10 protein-coding genes are annotated in these 16998 nt (G+C 70.9%); 3 read left to right on the forward strand and 7 right to left on the reverse strand.

The features are described 5' to 3' along the window. Positions 1 to 14 precede the first annotated feature (14 nt). The 4 genes from WMF45_RS23470 to WMF45_RS23485 form a co-directional block, all read right to left on the reverse strand. Positions 15 to 974 carry a hypothetical protein gene (locus tag WMF45_RS23470; RefSeq protein WP_437719073.1) on the reverse strand — a complete coding sequence of 320 codons (960 nt, stop codon included), beginning with the start codon at positions 972 to 974 and terminating at the stop codon, positions 15 to 17. Beyond that, positions 971 to 2272, reverse strand: coding sequence for an AAA family ATPase (locus WMF45_RS23475; protein WP_437719074.1), 1302 nt, complete (start codon positions 2270 to 2272; stop codon positions 971 to 973). The genes WMF45_RS23470 and WMF45_RS23475 overlap by 4 nt, the downstream gene beginning before the upstream one ends. A gap of 264 nt (positions 2273 to 2536) precedes the next feature. Then, positions 2537 to 4366, reverse strand: coding sequence for a radical SAM protein (locus tag WMF45_RS23480; protein ID WP_437719075.1), 1830 nt, complete (start codon positions 4364 to 4366; stop codon positions 2537 to 2539). A 26-nt stretch (positions 4367 to 4392) separates the two neighbouring features. Beyond that, positions 4393 to 5676: a glycoside hydrolase family 1 protein gene (locus WMF45_RS23485; protein ID WP_437719076.1), complete on the reverse strand. Its 1284-nt coding sequence runs from the start codon at positions 5674 to 5676 to the stop codon at positions 4393 to 4395. On the opposite strand from WMF45_RS23485, the gene WMF45_RS23490 reads away from it, so the two are divergent. After that, on the forward strand, positions 5675 to 6499 hold the full coding sequence (locus WMF45_RS23490; RefSeq protein WP_437719077.1) for a tetratricopeptide repeat protein: 825 nt from the start codon (positions 5675 to 5677) through the stop codon (positions 6497 to 6499). The two genes, WMF45_RS23485 and WMF45_RS23490, sit on opposite strands and share 2 nt — an antisense overlap. A gap of 417 nt (positions 6500 to 6916) precedes the next feature. Further along, positions 6917 to 8167, forward strand: a complete 1251-nt coding sequence (locus tag WMF45_RS23495; RefSeq protein ID WP_437719078.1) for a zinc-dependent alcohol dehydrogenase — start codon at positions 6917 to 6919, stop codon at positions 8165 to 8167. A gap of 41 nt (positions 8168 to 8208) precedes the next feature. Here the strand turns inward: WMF45_RS23495 and WMF45_RS23500 are convergent, their stop codons facing one another. Both WMF45_RS23500 and WMF45_RS23505 read right to left on the reverse strand, forming a co-directional pair. Next, positions 8209 to 9108 carry an STAS domain-containing protein gene (locus tag WMF45_RS23500; protein WP_437719079.1) on the reverse strand — a complete coding sequence of 300 codons (900 nt, stop codon included), beginning with the start codon at positions 9106 to 9108 and terminating at the stop codon, positions 8209 to 8211. Between the two features lie 28 nt (positions 9109 to 9136). Beyond that, positions 9137 to 9646 (reverse strand): hypothetical protein, encoded by a 510-nt coding sequence (locus WMF45_RS23505; protein ID WP_437719080.1) that lies wholly within the window; start codon positions 9644 to 9646, stop codon positions 9137 to 9139. A gap of 507 nt (positions 9647 to 10153) precedes the next feature. On the opposite strand from WMF45_RS23505, the gene WMF45_RS23510 reads away from it, so the two are divergent. Continuing rightward, complete coding sequence (locus WMF45_RS23510) at positions 10154 to 11206, forward strand: cation diffusion facilitator family transporter (RefSeq protein WP_437719081.1); 1053 nt, start codon at positions 10154 to 10156, stop codon at positions 11204 to 11206. Between the two features lie 19 nt (positions 11207 to 11225). Here WMF45_RS23510 and WMF45_RS23515 read toward each other — a convergent pair whose 3' ends face one another. Beyond that, positions 11226 to 16991 carry a sensor histidine kinase gene (locus WMF45_RS23515; RefSeq protein ID WP_437719082.1) on the reverse strand — a complete coding sequence of 1922 codons (5766 nt, stop codon included), beginning with the start codon at positions 16989 to 16991 and terminating at the stop codon, positions 11226 to 11228. Positions 16992 to 16998: the final 7 nt, after the last annotated feature.

Consider the following 16998-nt stretch of genomic DNA (forward strand, 5'->3'; position numbering starts at 1 on the left):
GGTGGATCTCCGGGTTAGATGGCTGCAGCGATTTTCTCGGCAAGCAGGGTCATCTCAGGCCACGAGCCGTCGCGCTGAAACCATTCTTCGCGCCAGGCAAGCGGCTCGTTGAAAGCGTTCTTAAACCCAGCGAATTTGGGTAAGGAGTCAAAATGCCGGCGCTCTCCTTTCGCCATGTGGGCAGCAATCTCCATCATAAGCTTATCCCGGTCGCCGTCATTGCTCACCCGCTGCTGCACGATTTCCTCCAGCGCTTCCCGCGGCAAGTAGTGCTCTTGGTCGCGGCGGTGTAACCGATGGCTACGATCCGTGAGGCCGGCGTCTCGACAAGCTCGCTCGACACGACCAGATTCACTACCGGGGTAGTCGGCAGCTATTCCATCGTGATCGTACACAATGACATGCACCAGGCGCCATAGCTCGCTCGGGAGCCCGAACGCCTGTCGGGCATTGTCATTATTCCCATGAAACTCAATGATCACACGCATCATCGAGTTCCCTCCTCCGTTCTCATACCGGAGCAGTCCGGCGCGTTCCCACGTATCCAGGCGTTCTCGCCAGGCTGGATGCATTGCACGCCGCAGGAAGGCGCGATCGTTGATCGCATTCTCCACGAGCACATACGTCGGTAAGACGACCGCACGGACCGCCTCTTCCATTGTGACCCAACAGCCGTAGATGCCCGTCAAAGGTGCGCGTCCCGAAACCAGGAGGCGCTCTGCGCCCCGTGCAGTCGCGTTACCCGACACGAGTTCGAGCCGCAGGCATAGGATCTCCACCTCGCGGCGAAGCCGCTCTGGCAGTCCATTCTTCCAGCTATCAAATCCCGGTGATATCCGATCAGCTCGTAGGTCCGTCGGTTCACTCGAAATAATCAACGTGTGACGCCGAATTGCGGCACCACGGAGCAACGCGAGACGATCCACATCGCGCGCTCCCTCTTGAAAGAGGCGATCATCAACCCAGATGATCACGTCGCCTCCTGACGCTTCCAGCGGAGGTCCAGAATTTGATGCGCGAGTTCCTGCTCCTTCTCAAATGCGAGCGGCCGCCATCCCGAAAGCGTTGCGTCGGTGCGGATTTCAACCGGCGTCACGGACGCGGCACCGTCGTCGTCCTGCCCAACCCAGTGAAGCCCGACCTGCGTGGGATCCAGCTGCCCTTGGAGCACAGCTATCTGCATCGCGCGAAGCACATACACGGAATGGGTCTCGAGCACCACCGGCACACCTGCACGGACGGTGGCGAGGAGGCGCTCGAAGAGAGCGACTTGCAGGTGCGGGTGAAGATGCGCCTCCGGCTCCTCGATTGCGAGTAGAGACGGTGCGTTGGAATCCCTATCGCGATGCCCGCGCTCTGCCCAGCAGGCGTAGAGCAAGATGGGCAGTAAGGCGCGCATTCCCTCTCCGGCCAGATAGAGAGGCAGCCGCTCCCTGCCAGGGAAGCCGAGAATGAAGCGCGGCCGACCCGTGCTATCAACGTCCAGCGCGACTTCACTACCAAGTTCGGGATGCGCTGCGATCCAGGCCGATGCTTCTTCTAGGACAGCTCGATATCGAGGTTCGCTGAGCCTGGCGGCCAAGTCGGAACCGTCCGCCTGACCGCCGTACCTTTGCCTCGCATCTTGAGCGCCATCCGCAAGACGATTCGCATGGAGCCACTGGGTTCGGATGATCGGCTGAAGCGCCGCGTCCACTTCGCGCGCAATCTCCGCCGCCTCCTCCGGGAGACCTTCTGGGAGCAACCTTGAGAATGATAGGATGCCGCTCCACTCTGCGCCGCGATATTTGCCTGCGTAACGCGCGCTCGTGCGCCCAGGCTCGCGGCGGACATCGCTATCCAGAGACACGACAAATTTGTCACCATCGCCACGGATCAATTGCACCTGATTGACAACCATACCTCCGTCATCGGCATACTGAAGAACAAGTGTCGGGGCCGGCGTGGTCGCTGACGCAAGAACCTTGAGCCATGGGCTGAAGGCAGGGGCGCGGCCCATCCAGCCGAGTTCCTTAAAGCTGGCGCCGCGGAGCGAAGGGCTCTGGAGGTCCAGAGCCGGCGTGCCAGGATGAAGGGAGTCCGCGATCAAGCTGATCAGTCGAAGCAGTGAGCTCTTGCCGGCCTGATTATGACCATACAGCAAGGTCAACGGACGCAGATTGAACGACGCCTCATCGCGAAAGGCACGGAATGACCGCACCTTCACCGCGAGCAGAAGAGCACGGGCATTCGGCGCAACGTCGGAGCTCGGCAGGGCATCGCTCGGGAGCATCGGTAGACAAGTACCCGATCTTGGCCACCGCGTCACGTCCGCGCCGCCGCTGAGTTCGTCGCGAGACTCGTTCCCCAAAGGCCACGCACCAAGTCTCCCGCTTCGGGAAGATAGAGGTGGAACGGGTACGGCGACTCGCGCGAAAATCCGCTCTTCCGAGTCGGTTCCGAGCGGGCGATGAGAGGCCGTCGGAGCGAGGAGCCTTGTGAACGCCGAGGCAGCAGTCTCAACAGCCATCAGCCGACGACACCGCGCCGCCCCGCCCTACGACGGCAGCACCCGGAGCCGCCCGCGCTGCGCCGCTGCGTCGCGGGCGGCGGCCTCGGCCGCGCGCGGCGGCGCCGGCCGCGCCACGGCCTGCGGCCACACGGCGAAGTCCTCCGGGAGCGGCCCCGGGAGCGCCGGCTGCGCCGTCCGCTCCAGGAGCTGGAAGTCGCAGCGCGCCACGAGATCGAGCGGGAGCCCCTTGCCCGGCCCGCCCTTCGCGAACCACGCGCGCGCCGCCTGCACGTTGCGGATGAGCACGGCGTGCTGCGGATCGCGCTTCGCGGCCGCCGTGAAGTGGTCCTGCATCGCCTGCCAGTCGCGCCGGCCCGCCGCGACGCACGCGAGCGCGTTGAGCGCGAGCCCCGGCAGCGGGTGGCCGAGCTCCAGCGCGCGCGCGGCGTGCCGCTCCGCGAGGTCGAGCTGCCCCGCGTCGAGGTAGGCGACGCCGAGCTCCAGGTGCGCCGCGTGGTGATCGCCGAGGAGCTCGAGGATCGCCCTGCGCTCCCCCACCCCCTCGCGGTAGAGCTCGCGCAGCCCCTTGTTCTGCTCGAACCAGGCGCTCATCAGCGCCGTGTCCTCCTCCGAGGCGTCGAACGGCGTCTTGAGCTCCTGGAAGTCGCCGCGGAAATAGACGTCGCGCTGGAGCCAGCCGGCCGCCTCGGCGTCGTCGAAGTCGCGCGTGCCGGGGTAGATGGACAGGCACGAGAAGATGTACTGGTGCGGCCTCGCCGCCTCCAGGAACGCGAGCGTCTCCCGGAACGTCTCCGCCGTCTCGCCGCGGTTGCCCAGCATCATGTAGTAGCGGACCTGGATCCCGTACTTCTTCGCGAGCTCTGTCGACTCGATGATCTTCTTGACCGTGATCTTCTTGTCGATGTTCTTCAGGATGGACGGCGAGCCCGACTCGACGCCGAGGCTCAGGCGCTGGCAGCCGGCGAGGCGCATCTCGCGGAGCAGCTCCTCGCCGAGCACGTCGACGCGCGTGTCGCAGCTCCACAGGAAAGAGATCTTCCGATCGCGGATGCCGCGGCAGATCTCGATGACGCGCTTGCGGTTCGTCGTGAAGGTGTCGTCCTTGATCTGGACCATCTTCACCGGCAGCTTCGCCACGGCGGCCTCGATGGAGTCGAGCACGTAGGGCACCGACTGGCCCCGGAAGCCGCGGCCCCAGGTCGCCTCGGCGCCGCAGAACGTGCACGCCCAGGCGCAGCCGCGCGAGGTCATCACGATGTGCGTGGCGAAGTGGTCGTGCGGCGACGCGAGCGCGTCGAGCTCCTCGATCGCGGGCCGGTGCGGGCCGAGCTCGACCCGGCCGTCGACGCGGTAGGCCGTGCCGGGGACGCCGAGCGCTGGCCGGCCGGCCTCGAGGCGCTCGAGGAGCTCGAGGAACGAGTGCTCGCTCTCGCCGAGCGTCACCGTGTCGATCTCGGGGTGGTGCCGCAGCATCTCGGCCGCGAGCGGGGTCGCGTGCGGCCCGCCGACGACGATGTGCGCCCCGGGGTGGAGCCGCCGGATGCACCGGGCGGTGAGCGCCACGCCGCGCCGGTTGGCGGTCCAGCACGACAGGCCGAACACGTCCGCGCCGAGCTCGCGCACGACCCGCTCGACCTGCGAGAACGGGTACGACGAGAGGTTCAGCACCTTCACCTGGTGGCCCGCGCGGAGGGCCTGCGCGCCCAGCGAGAAGAGCCCGTACGGGGTCTGGTGGAAGTCCGGGTCGAGGTCGCCCTCGCGGTACTCGGCCGGCGGGCCGTCGCCGCTCGTGTCGAGCGCCTCCCCGGGCGCGGGGATCTTCCAGGGCGGTGGGTAGAGCAGCGCGATGCGCATCGATCCTGCCTTTCCGGTGCCGCCCGTCACGCGGGCGCGGCGACGCGAGAGCGAAGCGCGCCGCCCGGGCCGTCTGCCTCGATGCTGCGCGCGCGCGCGATCCGGGCGTAGAGCTCGGCGCTGGGCCGCGGGCTGCGCTCCTGGGTCACGCGGTCGACCTCGACAAGCCCGAAGCGCGGGCCGTACCCCTCGGCCCACTCGAAGCCGTCGAGCAGCGACCAGTGCATGTACCCGCGCACGTCGACGCCGCGCTCGATGGCCCGCGCGACCTCCGCGAGGTGCCGCACGAGGAACCGCGGGCGCTGGTCGTCGTCGGCGTCGGCGATGCCGTTCTCCGTGATGTAGATCGGGACCCGGGCGCGGGGCCACCAGGCGTCGAGCACGTAGCCGAGCCCCTCCGGGTAGATCTCCCAGCCGAGATCGCTGACCTCCGCCCCCTCGGGGACGAGCCGCCGGAGGAACCCCGCGCGCGCGTGCGCCGCCGAGAAGCGGACAAGGTCGCGGCTGTAGTAGTTCACGCCGAAGAAGTCGTGCAGGCCGCTGTCGCAGACGGCGCGCGCGAACGCGTCGTTGAACAGCCGCTCGAAGAGGGCCGCCCACATGCGATCGGCGAGCCGCCCGAACCGCTCCGGCTCGATGACGCGCAGGTGGTGCGCGACGCCGACCGAGATGGAGTGCCCGCGCCGGCCCGCGGCCTCGTGCATGGCGCGGTACATGGCGGCGTGGGCGCGGAGGAGGTTCTGGTGGGCGCGCACCGCCTCGACGGGCGAGCTCCGCGCCGGCGGCCAGACGCCGAGCAGGTGGGCCTGCAGGGCGAGCATGTTGGGCTCGTTGATGGTGACCCAGAGCTGGCACAGGTCGCCGAGCGCCTCGACGGCGCGCTCGGCGAAGCGCGAGAGGAGCGCCGGCAGCTCCAGCGAGAGCAGGCCGCCCCGCTGCGCGACCCAGCGCGGCAGGGTGACGTGATGGACGGTGACCATCGGGGTGATCCCGGCGTCCCGGTGCGCGCCGAGCACGTCCCGGTAGTGGTCCCACGTGGCCGGATCGAACTCGCCCGGCTCCCGCTCGACGCGGGCCCACTCGATGGAAAGCCGGTGCGCCCCCATGCAGAGCCGCGCCTGGAGCGCGACGTCCTCGCGGAAGCGGTGCAGCTGGTCGCACGCGTCGTCCGGCGTATCGCCGCCGCGGACGCGCCCCGGCTCACGCGCGAACGCGGCCCAGTCGCTCTGCGCGCAGTGCCCCTCGACCTGTGTGGCGGAGGCGGCAGTGCCGAACAGGAACCCGTCCGGGAAGCGCAGATCCTCACCCATGAGCGCGCATCCTACGCGAACTCGCGCCGGGCGGCTGCCTTCCGGAGCAGCCGTCCGATTGCTCGAGGGGCCGGGCGCCGGTACGCTCGGCCCTGTGTGCGCGGCGCGGTGCGTAGAGGCGGGGGGCGCGCGCCCCCGAAACAGCGCGCGAGCGCGCGCCCTCGCCGCCGCCTCGCTCGCCGCGGCGCTGCTGCACGGGGCCGCGCCGGCCCGGGCGGACGGGGTCGGCTGGGCGACGGCCCAGGCCGCCGAGCTGACGCGCCAGGCCGAGGCCCGCGCCGCGGCCGGCGAGGCCGATGTGGCGCTGCAGCGGTACCTGGAGGCGGTCCGCTTCGACGCGACCTACGGCCCGGCGTACCTCGGGCTGGGCGCGCTGTACGAGCGGGCGGGCGATCCGCGCGAGGCGGAGCGCGCGTACACCGTGGGGCTGGACCACGTGAGCGGCTTCGTCGAGGGCCACCGCGCCCGGGCGGCGCTGCGGTCGCGCGAGGGGCGGCGCGAGGAGGCGATCGCCGACCTGGAAGCGGCGGCGGCGCTCCGCGGCGACGACGGCGAGCTGCTCCAGGAGCTCGCGGCCGCGTACGTGGCGGCGGGCGCGCTGCCGGCGGCGCTCGGCGTCGCGCGGCGGCTCTCGGCGCTCGCCGCGCGGAACGGCGATCGCGCCCTCGCTGCCGCGGCGACGACGCAGGCGCGCGCGCTGTCGGTGCTGGTCGGCGAGGCCGATCCGGTGCGCGCCGGCGGCGCCGACCGCGGCCCGGTCCGGCGCGCGCTCGCGCGGTACGCCGCGGCTGCTGCGCGGGGGAGCGCGGCGGATCGGCGGTGATGCCACGACGGCGGTCCGGCGGCCGTATCGGCCACGGGGAGCGGCCAGCGGCGCGGCTCGCTTGACCTCTTTCCAGGTGGGCCGCCTGCGGCTGAGACCCTCTTTTCACGCCAGCGAGCCCGGATAACCGGGCTCCCCCGCGGCGGGCGGCCCCGGACGGGGCAGATTGTCACGATCGCCCCGCCGCCCGAGGCGCAGCGCGCCGCGGATGCGAGCAGCGCGCCGGAGCCGGATCTCCCGGCGATGTCCCGCTGGCACCCCGGTTGCTGCGCTCCGCGCCGCGGCTGCACGCGCAGGCTGGCACGGGATCGGCACGGACACGCGGCGTCCAGAACCTCGGCCATCTCTGCAGAGCGCGGCGGCCTGTGCCTCTCGGCCGGCCGGCGCGCCGCCCCTCGAGGGAGAAAGCGAGAACCCATGAAGGCGGTAGTGTTTCACGGCGTCGGCGACATCCGGATGGACGACGTCAAGGAGCCGAAGATCAAGGAGCCGACCGACGCGATCGTCCGGATCACGGCGAGCGCCATCTGCGGGACCGATCTCCACTTCGTCCGCGGCACGATGCCGGGGATGGTGCCGGGCACCGTCCTCGGCCACGAGGCGGTCGGCGTCGTCGAGGAGCTCGGCGCCGACGTGCGGAACCTGAAGAAGGGCGATCGCGTCGTCGTGCCCTCGACGATCGCGTGCGGCTACTGCTCGTACTGTCGCGCCGCGTACTACGCCCAGTGCGACAACGCGAACCCGAACGGCAAGCACGCGGGCACGGCGTTCTTCGGCGGCCCCGCCATGTCGGGCCCGTTCGACGGGCTGCAGGCCGAGCTCGCGCGCATCCCCTTCGCGGGCGTCGGCCTCGTCAAGCTGCCGAACGGCGTCAGCGACGACCAGGCCATCCTGCTCTCCGACATCTTCCCGACGGCGTACTTCGGCGCCGAGCTGGCCGAGATCAAGCCCGGCGACACGGTCGCGATCTTCGGCTGCGGCCCCGTCGGCCTGTTCACGATCGCGAGCGCCAAGCTCATGGGCGCGGGGCGCATCCTCGCCGTCGACCGCGTGCCCGACCGGCTCGAGATGGCGCGCGAGCAGGGCGCCGAGACCGTCGACTTCTCCGCCGAGGACCCGATCGAGGCCATCCTGCGCCTCACCGGCGGCATCGGCGTGGACCGGGCGATCGACGCCGTGGGCGTCGACGCCGAGCGCCCGCACGAAGGCCCCGCCCACAAGGAGGCAAAGCAGCAGGCCAAGGCGTTCGACCTCGAGGTCAAGCAGATCGCCCCCAACGCGCGGACGACCGGCGACGCCTTCCGCGCCGGCGACGGGCCGTCGCAGGTGCTGCAGTGGGCCGTCCGGTGCGTCGCCAAGGCGGGGACCATCGCCGTCATCGGCGTCTATCCGCAGACGTCGCGCACGTTCCCCATCGGAGAGGCCATGAACAAGAACCTCACCCTCCAGATGGGCAACTGCAATCACAGGAAGTACATCCCGAAGCTCGTGGACCTCGTGCAGACCGGCCAGGTGGATCCCACCACGATCCTCACCAAGAAAGCGCCCCTGGAGTCGGCGATCGACGCCTACAAGGCCTTCGATCGGCGAGACGCCGGGTGGGTGAAGGTCGAGCTCCGCCCGTCGCGGGCCGGGGCGCCTGCCCACCTGGACCGCGCCGTCGCGTAGCGCGGCGCCGCCTCCGCGACGCGGAGCCTCGGCCGCGGCGATCAGGCGGGCTTCGCTGCGCGTCGCGCCGCGGCCGGGGCACGCTGCCGGTCGGCGATCGCGGCCTTCAGGCCCGCGCGCAGGTCGCGGAAGGTCTCCACGCCGGACCAGTCGAGCCCGAGCCGCGTGAGCGCCTGCGCCATGGCCGGCGAGATGCCCACGAACGAGCACGCCGCGCCGAGCAGCCGCGCCGCGCGGACGGCCTTGAGCAGGTAGCCCGAGACGACCTCGTCCGCGACCGACACGCCCGTCACGTCGAGGATCACGCGGTCCGACGAGGTCTCCACGACGCTGCCGAGCAGGCTCTCCAGGATGAGCGACGATCGCCGGTGGTCGATGGCGCCGACGAGCGGCAGGACGAGCACGCCTTCCCAGACCTGGATCACCGGCGTGGAGAGCTCGAGCAGCGCCCGCTCCTGCTCCTCGACGAGGCGCATCTTCCTCCGCAGCTCCTCGGTGCGCACGAGGACCGCGCCCTCGGCCTGCCGCTTGCTCTCGAGGAGCGCCCGCTCGGCCTGCTTCTCCCGCGTCACATCGCGCAGCTCGACGAGGATCAGCTCCTCGCCCGCGGCGCTCACCTTGCGCGCGAGCACCTCGAGGTCGACCGCGCGGCCGTCCTCGCGCGCGGCGCGGCAGGTGAACCGCTTGCGCGCGCCGCCGAGCACGTCCGGCCACGCCCGCCCGAGCGGCTCGAGTGGGTGCCCGCTCGCCAGCGCCCCCCCGCGCATCGCCAGCGCCTCCGGCCCGCCGAGGCCGTCCCCGAGCAGCTCCCGGATCCTCGCGTTCGCGAACGCGACATCGCCCGTTCCCCTGTAGACGAGGACGCCGTCGCGGATCGCGTCGAGCACGCCCCGCAAGGCCTCGAGCGCCGCGCCCTCCCGCGGCGTGTCGCGCTCGGTCATGCCGGTGCCTCGCGCGCGGGCTCCGCGCTCACGCCGCCCCCGGCGGGTGGGCCCTGCGCAGCCAGGCCAGCGCCTCCTCCTCGGAGAAGAACGCGGCGATGTGCGCGTCGTCCTCCGCGAACCGGCTGGCCGCGAACTCGTGGTTCTCGACGACCTGCTCCGCGCCTTCCGCGGCCTCCCTGGGCAGGAGCGTCGCGACCCGCTTCAGCCCGGCCGCGTAGGCCTTCGGCATGATCTCGTCTCGCTGCCAGTCGTTGATGCCGTCCCAGCTCGCCTTGCAGTCGCGTATGTCGATGAGGCAGAGCGGGCCCCCGCACTCCAGGAAGACATCGTAGAAATGACCGCCGATGATCTCCTTCATCTCCTCGTCGAGCGGCGTGCCATACCAGCGCGCCACGAAGACCCCGGGGATGCGGCCAGGCTTCTCGATGCGGTGGATGCGCTCACCAACGACGTTGAACGTCTCCACGACGTCGCCGTCCTGCACGACGCGGATGCCGGTCCGGGTCTCGATGGGTCTCTTGAGTGTCTTGCTCATCGGATCTCCCCCACTCCCCCTGCCACCCAGGTCCCCCGGAGCGCCGCAGGGGGCGTCTCGGCATACCTATCGAGAGCGACCTCTCCGTCGCAAGCGCCTTCGGGCCCGCGCGCGCGAGCTGCCGGTGTCCTTGTGAGACAGCCCATGAGCGAGGCAGCCGATGAGCTCGTTCAGCAGCTTGTACTCCGCCGACTCGGCCAGGGCCGTCCCGTGGTTGATCGGAGACCTGCGGTTCGCCGGGGGACGCAAAGGGAGCTCCACGATGAACGCTTCCTCTGCACTCCGGATTTCTTGATCTCGGACGGTGATCCATGCCGAGGCAGCCTGCTTGAGCACGCCCACGTGAATACGTGAATGGGCGGACGCATGCGGCCGCCGAGGGCTGCGGGGCCATCCGTTCGACGATCTCGCGGTCGGGGCGCGTGCGACGTGGCGGAGCCCCCGCTCGGGTGATCCTGACCGCCACGCGCATGACGGGCAAGGGCGTGGCGGGGTAGCCTCCCTGCCATGAGCGGACCACGTCCTGCCGCCCGCGCCGCCCGCCCCGACCCGGCAGCCCGCCCCGACCCGGCAGCCCGCCCCGACCTGGCCGCCCGCCCTGACCCCGGCGTTGCGCCCGCCGCCCGCGCCGTCGACCGCGGCGCCGCTCCCTCCGCCGAGCGCCGCCTCGACCCTGGCGACCGCGCCCGCGCCGCGCTGCGCGCCGGGCGCATCGCGGCGCTGACCGCCGGCGGCCTCGCCCTCGGCAAGCTCGTCGCCGGCCAGCTCGGCCAGTCGATGGCCGTGACCGCGAGCGCCGTCGACTCGCTCACGGACCTCTTCGCCTCCTCGGCGAACGCCCTCGCCATCCAGCTGGCCCACGCCGCGCCCGACCGCTCGCACCCGTTCGGCCACGCGAAGATCGAGACCCTCGCGACCGCCGGTCAGGGCCTGCTCATCGGCGGCTCGGGGGTCTACCTGCTCATCGAGGGGATCCGGCGGCTGCTCGCGCCCGAGCCGCTCCGCCTCGCCTCCGTCACGCTCGGCGCGATGGCCGCCGCCGCCCTCATCACCGCGGCGCTCGTGGCTTACCTCGGCCGCGTCGCCGCGCGCACCGGATCGAGCGCCATCCAGGCCGACGCCGTCCACTACCGCACCGACATCGCCGCGAACCTCGCGGTCCTCTCCGGCGTCGCCCTCACGTACGCGACGGGCTTCTCCCGCATCGACGGCGTCCTCTCGGTCGCGGTCGCCGTCTACGTCCTCACGTCCGCGGGGACCCTCCTCCGGCTCGGCGTGCGCGACCTCATCGACACGAGCGCCCCGGAGGAGCGCGTCGACGCCATCGCGGACGCGCTCGACGCCATGCGCGCGCGCGGCGAGCTCCTCGGCCACCACAGGCTGCGCACGCGGATCGCCGGGCGCACGCTGTTCGTGGAGGTCCACATCGAGCTCTCGGGCGACCTCCCCCTCGCGCGCGCGCACGCGACCAGCGACCGCGCGCGCGACGCCATCCTCGCCATCGAGCCCGACGCAGAGGTGCTCGTGCACATCGACCCCGAGCGGGACGAGCCGGCGTGAGGGCCCCCGGCAGCGCCGCTCAGCCCGGCTGGGCGCGCGGCGCTGCCCCGGGCGGCGGACCGGTCCGCGGCAGCTCGACGACGAACGTCGCCCCGGCTCCGAGCGCGCTCTCGACGCGGATCGAGCCGCCGTGCGCCTCCGCGATCCTGCGGCTGATGTACAGGCCGAGCCCCAGCCCGCCGTAGTGCCTGTCCGACACCGCGCGCTCGAACCGCTCGAAGATCTGCCCCTGGCGCGCCGGGTCGATCCCGATCCCGTGATCCCGCACCGAGAGCCGCGCCGTCCCCGCCTCCTCGCCGAGGGAGATCTCCACGGGGTTGCCAGCCCCGAACTTGATCGCGTTGGCGAGCAGGTTCGAGACGATCTGGTCCACGCGAGAACCATCCCAGAGGCCCACGACCCGGCCGCACTCCCGCAGCGACACCGAACACCCGGCGCGCGCCAGATCCAGCTTGAACCGCGCGAGCACGTCGCGGACGATCTCCCCGAGGTCGACCTCCGCCACATCGAGCCTCAGCCGAGCCGCGTTGATCCGCGAGACGTCGAGCAGCTCGCTGTTCAGTCGGGTCAGGCGCGCCGCCTGCCGCAACGCGCGGTCGACTTGCCGGCCCATGGCCTGCGGGTCCCAGGAGCGGCCCGATCGGAGGGCCCGATCCATGGCCTCCAGCGTGAGCGTGAGCGATGTCATCGGCGTGTTGAGCTCGTGCGTCGCGACCGTCAGGAACTCGTCGCGCATCCGCACCGCCTCGTTCGCAGCGCTGTAGAGCCGCGCGTTGTCGATCGCGATCGCGGCCCGGCGCGCCACCTCCTGCACGAGCGCGAGATCGGCGTCCCCGTAGCGGCGCTCCGGCTCGGAGGAGACGACGGTCAGCATCCCGATCGCCTGCCCCCGCGCCACGAGCGGCACGATGACGGAGCTTCGCGTCCCGAGCTCGCGGATGAGCCTCGCGTGCCCGTCGTCCGCGGCGTGTCTCTGGATGATTTCGTCGGAGATCTCGGGGAGCAGGAGGGGCCCACCGTCCCGCCAGGCACGGGCCGACGGGTGAGGCGAGTGCCGGTCAGGAGGGTATCGCCGTCGCAGCTCCTCGAGCAAAGGCTCCTTCGCTGGGTCCTTGTGGGCCCAGAAAGCTCGCCGGGCCTCCCCGCCTTCTGCAAAGTCGATGACGCACCAGTCGCAGAACGATCGCACCGACAGCCGCGCGAGGCGCGACAGCACCTGTCCGTGATCGAGCGACGCGGAGATGATCTCCCCGGCCTCCGCCAGGAAGGCCGCGCGCCGCTCCGCTGCCTCGGCCGTGGTCCGCGCGGACTGCTCCTTGGCGAGCAGCCGCGCGTTCTCCAGCGAGATCGCCGCCTGTGTGGCGAGGAGCGAGAGGGCGGTGAACCTGTCCTGCGTGAACGCGCCCGCGAGGAGGTTGTTCTCGAGATAGAGCAAGCCCGCGACCCCGGCCTGCCTCAGGATGGGCACGCACAGGACCGATCGGCACCGATACCGCGTGAAGTAGTCGTCCCCGGAGAATTTGCCCGCATCCGCGGCCGCGTCGTGCAGGATGACGCGCTCCTTCGTCCGTTGCACATAATGAACGAGCGAGCCGGGGACTCGCTGCCACGAAGCGTCGTCCAGCGAGGGCGCGAGGAGGATCGTCGCCGCGCCTTTCCCTTCGAGGGTCGCCTCCGCCTCCATGGTGACGCGCTCGTCCTGGCACAGGAACAGGCAAGCCCTCTGCGCGCCGCCCTGCTCGAGGACGACCGTGAGCAGCGTCCGCAGGAGCTGGTTGAGCACGATCTCGCTCGAGATGGTCTGCGACGCCTTGATGACCGAGAGCAGCTCGAGCTCGTCGGAGCGCGCCGCGAACGACGCGCTCGGGGCGAGCGGCCTCCGGTCCGAGAGCCGCGGGTTCTGCTGGTCGATCTGCCTGACCTTCCCGTCCGCGCCCCATCGAGCGTAACAGGCGCGGGCCTCGCGGAGATACGTGTCCGCGATCAGATCGAACCCTCGTGTCCGGTAGAACCTCGACGCGACCTCGTACGCCAGCGCCTCGATGTGGACAAAGCCGCTCTCGCGCGCGGCGCGGATCGCCTGCTCGTACAGCTGCGCCGCCTTGTCCCATTCGCCGCCGACGCGCGCGATCTCGGCGCCGACCAGCGCGGCCCGGGCGCCGAAGTTCTCGGGGCAGTTCTCGGCCCAGACCTCGAGTTGCTCGCGGTGGGCGGCGAGCGCCACGAGGAGCGGGGGCCGCTCGTCGACGGGCGCGGGCGCAGCGTCATGGCGGCCCGCCAGCGCGAGCGCGCCATAGAAATGGTACTCGGCGACCACGAGATACGGCCGCGACGTCCAGAGGAGCGCCCGCGCTCGCTCTGCGGCATCGACGGCAGAGGCATGATCGCCGGCGAAGAGGCGCGCTTCCAGCTTGCCGATCCAGTACCAGCACGTCGCCACCGAGAGGCCTCGATCGCCCTCGAGGCGCCGCTCGAACCGCCCCTCGTCGAGGTGGTCGTCGTCGGCGACGAGCGCCGGCGTCGAGCCCCGGAGCGCCCGGATGACCATCAGCTGCGCGGCGATGAGGTCGACGATGAGACTGAACTTCGCCTTCCGCGCGAACGCGAGCGAGCTCTCGGCTTCTCGACTCGCTTCGCCGAGCGGAGCTCCCCCCGTGAGCAGAAGCAAGAGCACGCCGTTGAGGACATAGGACGCAAAGGCGAGATCGCCGGTCTCCTGCGCCGCGTGGAAGGCGCGCCGCAGCGGATCGACGCTGGTGCGCATGTGCCTGTTCCAGGGGTTGATGAGGTACCAGAAGACAAAATCGACGCGGGCCTTGAAGCGGGGCGGCCCGGGCTTCTCGGTCAGATCCAGGCCGAGCTTGCCGAAGCGAAACCCAGCGCGGTAATCGCCGAAGTACGCACCAAGGGCCATCCCGACCCAGGCGTAGGCCATGCATGCCCCGTCGCTGTTGCCATGTTCGAGGCTGAGGTTCGCGATGCGACCGATCATGAGGCAGAACAGGTTCGCGTCGGTGAGAGACGCCGACGGCTCTCCCGACATGAGGACGTCGATGAGCGCGCGGCAGTCCGGGTCGGTCATCGGTGGCAAGTCGACGAGCGCCTCGATCGGGCGCCTCCCGAGCGTCCGCCACATCCGCTCGTATTCCTGCCGGACCTCCTCGTCCGTCGGGTGCGGCGACCACGCGATGCCGACGCGCCGCAGGAAATCGAGGCAGATGTCGACGGCGAGCTCGCCTCGATCCAGTATCGTGTAGAGCTCCACGCGCGCGCACGTGACGGCGGCGATGTCGACGAAGCTGCTGGCGCGGCCCGCGAGGTCCGAGAGCCGCTCGTCCGCCGCCCCGAGCTCGCCCGTCACGAACTCGCACCCGGCCCGGTGGAACGCGAGCGCAAAGGCGAGGTCGTACCGCCGCTCCCAGCTGTCCTCTTCCAGTTCCAGGAACGCCGCCCCGGCCGCGAGGTACTTGAGAGCCGACGCGTAGGCCGTCGACCCCTTGGCGCGCTCGCCCGCGATGAGGTTGAGCTCAGCCGCCCGCTCGCGCTCCTCGCGCGCCGTGATCAGCGCGGCCCCCCGATCGAGCTGGTTGACGATCTCGAAGATCTTCTCCTCGAGCTCCTCCGGCGCCGTGCGCTTCGCGAGCAGCCTGCCTATCCCGAGGTGCGCCGCCGCGCGCTCGCTCTCGGGGATCAGCGAATAGGCCGCCTCCTGGACCCGGTCGTGGAGGAACTTGTACGCGCCGTCCTGGCGGAAGACGAGCCCCTCGTGCGCTGCGTCCCGGAGATCCGAGTGTACGTCCTCCTCCGAGCCGCCCTGAACGATGGCCAGGAGGGCGACCTCCGCACTGTTTCCCAGACACGCAAGCTGCTTCAGCGCTCTCTGGGTGCTCGGAGGGAGCCGCGCCAGCTTGCCGACCATCAGATCGACGACGTTGTCGGTGAACCCCTTCTCGCGGATCTTCGCGACATCCCATCGGAAGGCCTCGGCGCGCTCATCGAACGCGATCAGCCGCTTCTCGTGCAGCGCGGCGAGGAACTGGATGGCAAAGAAGGGGTTGCCGCCCGTCTTCTCGTGGACGAGGTCCGAGAGCGGCGCGGCGGCCTCGCGGCTGCAGCGAAGCGCGTCGCTGACGAGCGCGGCGAGGTGCTCTCGGGAGAGCGGGCCGAGCGCGATGTCGGAGATGCGCGCGCCCTCCTTCCGGACCTCTTCGATCGCCAGCAGGAGCGGGTGCGAGGGGGTCACCTCGTTGTCGCGGTATGCGCCGATGACGAGGAGATGGCGCGTCTCGGGGTGCGTCACCAGCTCGCGAAGGAGCCCGAGGCTCGCCAGATCGGCCCACTGGAGATCGTCGACGAAGAGCGCGAGGGGGTGCTCCTGCCGGGCGAACACCCCGATGAAGTGCCGGAACACGACCCGGAACCGGCTCTGCGCCTCGATCGGCGGAAGCTCGGGAACCGGCCGCTGCCGCCCGAGGATGAGCTCGATCTGGGGGATCACGTCCACGATGAGCTGCCCGTTGCTCCCGAGCGCGCCGAGCAGCCGCCGCCGGCAGGCAGCGATCCGGTCCTCGCTCTCGGCGAGGATCTCGAGCACGAGCTCCCGGAACGCCTGGACCAGCGTGGAATAAGGGATGTCACGCCTGTGCTGGTCGAACTTCCCCGAGAGGAAGAGCGCTCGCTCCCGGACGATCGGCCTGTAGAGCTCTTGGACCAGAGAAGACTTGCCGATGCCGGAATAGCCAGAGATCAGCACGAGCTCGGGGGAGCCCGTGGCCACCACGCGGTCGAACGCGCAGCGCAGCGCGGCCACGTCGCCCTCGCGGCCATAGAGCTTCCGGGGGATCTCGAAGCGACCGGAGACGTCGCGCTCGCCCAGGGAAAAAGGCTCGATCCTGCCGGTGGCCCGCAGCTGCGAGAGGCACCGCTCCAGGTCGTGCTTGAGGCCGCGGGCGGTCTGGTAGCGATCCTCGGGCATCTTGGCCAGGAGCTTCAGGACGAGCGCCGAGAGCACCTCGGGCAGCTCGGGCACCAGCGCCGAGGGCGCCGGCGGGAGGCGCGCGACGTGGCAATGCACCCACTCCAGCGGATCCTGCGCCTCGAACGGCAGCCGCCCGGTGAGCATCTCGTGGAACGTCACGCCGAGCGCATAGAGGTCGGCGCGGCCGTCGATCCCCCGGTTCATTCGCCCCGTCTGCTCAGGAGACAGGTACGGCAATGACCCCTCGATGAGCCGCGGGGGCCCCGCCGGCGGCAGCTCGCGGGAGAAGCGGGACGCGAGGCCGAAGTCGGCGAGCTTGACCTGGCCGGTGGCCGCGTTGACGAGGATGTTCTGCGGCTTGAGATCCTTGTGCAGGATGTCCCGCACGTGGATCGCCGCCACGCAGGCCGCGATGCGGACCGCGAGCTCGAGGAACCTCTCGGCGGCCATGGGCGCGCCGATGAGGTGGTCGAGCGGCTCGCCGCCGAAGTCCTCCAGGACCAGCGCCGGCAGCCCCTCGTGCGTCTCGAGGGCGAGCGGCGCCACGATGGCGTCGTGGTCGAGCAGCTTGCCGATCGCGTATTCGTTCCTCAGCCGCTCGATGTCCTGCGGGCGGCTGCGCCTCGGGTCGAGGACCTTCAGGATCACCGGGCGGCCATCGGCGGTCCGGACCGCGCGCAGGAGGCTGACCCGCTGGCCCTCGTGAAGGGTCTCGGTGACCAGGTAAGAGGGAGCGCTCACGTCCATGGGGAGCCCCGCGCCGACGCGGGCGAGCGCCCGCGCCATGTGCCGCGCGGGCGCCCTCACCCGGGGA

Origin of the sequence: Sorangium sp. So ce448, assembly GCF_051520915.1 — a bacterium.
Taxonomy (GTDB): domain Bacteria; phylum Myxococcota_A; class Polyangia; order Polyangiales; family Polyangiaceae; genus Sorangium; species Sorangium cellulosum_B.